The sequence below is a fragment of the Oceanobacillus caeni genome (assembly GCF_019037185.1).
In the GTDB taxonomy this organism is placed as follows: domain Bacteria; phylum Bacillota; class Bacilli; order Bacillales; family Amphibacillaceae; genus Oceanobacillus; species Oceanobacillus caeni.
In genome coordinates, this window is sequence record NZ_JAHHXM010000063.1 from 1 (window position 1) to 4215 (window position 4215).

The 4215-nt window shown below is 38.4% G+C and carries 3 protein-coding genes; all 3 read right to left on the reverse strand.

The annotated features are described in order from the left end of the window. Nucleotides 1–726: 726 nt before the first annotated feature. On the reverse strand, nt 727–2460 hold the full coding sequence (locus tag KM885_RS17465) for a GMC family oxidoreductase (protein WP_145523581.1): 1734 nt from the start codon (nt 2458–2460) through the stop codon (nt 727–729). 23 nt (nt 2461–2483) lie between these two features. Then, nucleotides 2484–3236 (reverse strand): gluconate 2-dehydrogenase subunit 3 family protein, encoded by a 753-nt coding sequence (locus KM885_RS17470; protein ID WP_216884333.1) that lies wholly within the window; start codon nt 3234–3236, stop codon nt 2484–2486. Nucleotides 3237–3500: 264 nt separating this feature from the next. Further along, nucleotides 3501–3710, reverse strand: coding sequence for a twin-arginine translocase TatA/TatE family subunit (tatA, locus tag KM885_RS17475; protein ID WP_047186611.1), 210 nt, complete (start codon nt 3708–3710; stop codon nt 3501–3503). Between the last annotated feature and the right edge of the window lie 505 nt (nt 3711–4215).

Sequence of the window (4215 nt, forward strand, 5' to 3'; positions counted from 1 at the left end):
AATTCATCTCCCCCTTACCATTGGGCTACTCCCTTCACACGCTTGAAGAGGGAGACTTCTTTCGGAAGTGCGTTAAATAGAGAAAGCATTCTTAGAGGCTCATTAACAACCTATATAAATAGAAAGTACTAAAATACTAGGAATCTGTCAAAAATATGAAATAGGAAAACAAGCGGGTATGAAAGGGTTATTTTATTGTTTTGGTGTGGCAGGAATGTAAAGTTCGAAGGGTTTAGATTGTAGATTTAGAGTTTTTGCATTAATGATAATGAAAAGGCTTCTTCGCTGTTTAGTGTTTAGTTTACTTTTTTGATATAGTGTGGATGTAAAATTTGGAGGGATTGGATTGTAGATAAAGAGTTTTTGCATCAACAAAAAAGCGCAGGATTAACAGCCTTGCACTATATTTTGGTGGTACGAGGTATCTGTCTATATGGTCTTAAATTATCATTGCACTAAAAGTTAACATCCTTGTGTAAGTGTTTTGTTCGATGATTCCCCTTTCTAAAAAATCTATAATAACCATCTATCAACTTAGCGGATAGATGGTTATTATTTTCGAGAGATAAGATTAAACACTTTATTCATAAAAAAACTACAAGAACAAGAATCAACCGGATGAACTCCAATTTATTCTTGCAGTTACACTTTAACGCTCTAAAACAGTGTCAGTCTAACACAGGTATCTTTAGGGCATGGCTAGTATTCTAACCCCATAGCCTCTCCCTATGCCCTACTACTATCCTTCGCTTTAACAAGTTGCCCATCTTTGTCCCTAAACTTTAAAATTCCCTCGGCTGCACGATATGCTAATGCTCCTACTGTGCCTGTAGGGTTATAACCTCCATTATGAGGAAAAGCAGAAGCACCGATAACGAACACATTATCCATATCCCACATTTGGAGATAATTATTAAGTGCAGATGTCTCAGGATTTTCTCCCATAATGACACCGCCAGTAATATGATCATTATGAGCGGGAACAATGTCGAAGTGTTCGGTTAACTCCCTCGTTTCCACCTTTTCTGCACCCATTTCATGCAAGATTTCTGCGCATCTTTCCGAAATAAAATCATGCAGTTTATGATCATGCTCGGTAAAATCATACGTCAATCGCATCAATGGGTTTCCATAAGCATCTTTATAGGTAGGGTCAAGACTTAAGTAATTATTACGATGAGGTAAAGAAGTTCCTTGAGAAGTAACAGGTATCGAGCGATTAAAGTATTCGATTGATTTTTGTTTAAATTCTTTCCCCCATGTTGGCGTACCTTTTGGAGCTGCATTTTCATTAATCGGTCTTTTACCTAATTGCTTCATCGTGATGGAGCCACCATGGATAAAATCCAAATCGGAATGATCAAAATTATCATTATTAAAGTCGTCCAAGGTCGTTCCAAGCGAACCGGCTCCCATTGCCGAATTAAACTTTTCCTTAAAGAATCCAGTGACAACTGGAGTAATATGGTAGCAATAATTTTTCCCGATTACACCAGTTCCTGTTTTTGGATCATAGGGCTTTCCAATATCAGATAATAATAAAAGGCGAGCATTACTCACTGTATAGCTCGTTAACACTACGACATCCGCTGGTTGATCAAATTCTTCACCTGTTTGAACGTCAACATATCGAACACCTGTCGCCCGTTTACCATCATGATGGATTGCCACGACATTGGCATGTGTCCGTAATTCAAAGTTATTTGTTTCTAATGCTGTTGGAACGACTGTTACATTTGGTGTCGATTTTGCACCATATTCACAGCCGAATGTTTCACAAAAGCCACAATACTGACATTGGTTTAATGTTTTTCCATCGGGATTTGTATAAGATTCAGATATATTTCCAGATGGCAAACGAAAAGGATGCAACCCTAGATTTTTGGCTGCCTTCTCAAAACGATCAAGCATTGGAGTACTTTTCATCGGTGGAGTTGGATACTCCCTCTTTCTTTCAGGTCTTAAAGGATTTGGTTCCCCACTTGTTCCGGCCATCTTCTCAAACTTTTCATAATATGGCTCTAGTTCATCGTATGTGATGCCCCAATCTTGAATCAGATATTCTTTAGGGAGTTTATTCTTACCGTATTTCTTTTCCGTCATGGTTTTTATCTGAAAATCATAAGGTGAAAAAAACCACGTATCCCCGTTCCAGTGAGACCCTGCACCGCCCACCCCGGTTCCAATCAGAAATGCACCAAATTGTCGCATTGGTAATGCAACTTCATCAGGGTTATTCCGAAAAGTAATCGTTTCCTTGGATAAATCTTGCATCAGGTCATGCCGTATCGCATATCGATATTCGTCGTGTATCATTTGAAAATCTTCGGTTGTCCGATTCTCACCTCGTTCAAGACCAACAACCTTTACTCCGGCTTTCCCGAGTTCTGAAGCAATGATGCCTCCAGCCCAACCTATTCCCACCGTAACTACGTCTACTTTATCTAGTGTTTTAACCATACGAAACCTCCATATTCTAGAATTTATAAATGATCCTTCAAAGAACTTGGTTCATATTCGATAAATTCCTCTTTCTCAATCTCCTGTATATAACTCATTTGATTACCAGGGAATTCCTTCATTCTCCATCCGTCCATATTGGCGTTTCCACCATACAAAGGATCTGCGTATACACCTGAAAGCGTTGCTGTACGAAGTTGATCAAAAAAATACGCCGAGCTAACATGCTTCATCTTTACCTTCTTTTCCTCGAATTTCCGTAGAATCTCATCCTGTTGTTCCCCTTCTAGGTCAACAAAGGAGGTGCCATAGTTTTCTTGACTTTCTCTTTCCATAGCTTGGATCCCAGCTGTAAAAATTTCATGCCGTTTTAATGGGGATTGATAACCTTGGTAATCTGTCCCTTCTGAAAAAGGCCCTAACGTATACTCCTTTTCATTATTTCCATAGCCTCCAGCTAATTGGTGATCAATAAAATAAGGTACACCCAACGCGATTGCTCCTGGGCCATTTTCATCTTCTGGAAAAATTCTTTCCGTCGCTGCGCTAAGAATTTCGAAATCTTTCCTTCTCCTAAAATACATTAGTGCGCGATTATATGAATCTGCCTCATTCGTTGTAGTTTCCGGTGCTGTTTTTTGATTCCCGCCCCAAACATTTGTACCGATTAGAGAGGTAAGGATACCACCGCCAATCGCTCCTCCAGCTACATAACCGGAATTTTTAATAAATTTACGGCGGGATAAATCCGGTGCCTTCTTTTCTTCATCCGACAACTTTATTCCTCCTCGTCTTTATGTATGATAGTTGTTATTCAGTGTATCCAATTGGTTGATTATTAAACTTGTCCATTAAAAATAGATTCACTCCTTGGTATTTTCAAAGTTTTACTGAGTAGAGTCAGCTTCACTTAAAGTAGGAAAAGCCGCACATCAAACGCTATGTGCGGCTTTACGTGAAATTTGCTATAAATAATATATGCCTTACCATGTCTTTGACGCGTCTAATGGTGCGAGCCAATGCGCATCCGCGTCTCATTCTTAATCATCTAATGCTTTGTTGTTATTCTTATCTTTTTTATCAATTTTATCGTCGTCATCGCTAATTAAATCATTTGTTGTGCTCTTAAATTCCCGTAATGTTTGTCCAGCCGCCTTCCCTATTTCCGGAAGTCTTCTAGGGCCAAAAATGATTAATGCTAAAAAGATGATGAGAATCAAACCTGGAATACCAATTTGTGCTAAACCCAATAAAACCCCTCCTATCCACTATATTTTTTCTTATAGTATTTCCATTTTTAATATGGTTTACACGAGGAATTCATTGGAAATCTAACATTTTAAAAGATGATAATTGATTTAACTGATATCTTGATATATACGCTGTCCGGTAAGCGGGTGCTGATATCTTGATATGAATACTGATATACCGTATGCGAGTGCTGATATATTGATATGAATACTGATATTCCGTATGCGAGTGCTGATATATTGATATGAATGCTGATATACCGTAAGCGAATGCTGATATATTGATATGAATACTGATATCCCGTAAGTGTGTGCTGATATCTTAATATGAATACTGATATTCCGTAAGTGTGTGCTGATATCTTGGTATATATGCAGATATTCCGTAATCGAGCTTAGGATATCGGTACTGGAGCTTTTTTATCAGTAGCTCGCGGCTAGGCCCCCTTATTCCGGACACTAACTGGATATTTCTTTGTTTTTCTTAGAATTCCTAAAGTATATT

Coding starts and splice junctions, on each gene's coding strand:
- KM885_RS17465 (WP_145523581.1), bottom strand. CDS start 2,460: ATGGTTAAAACACTAGATAAAGTAGACGTAGTTACGGTGGGAATAGGT.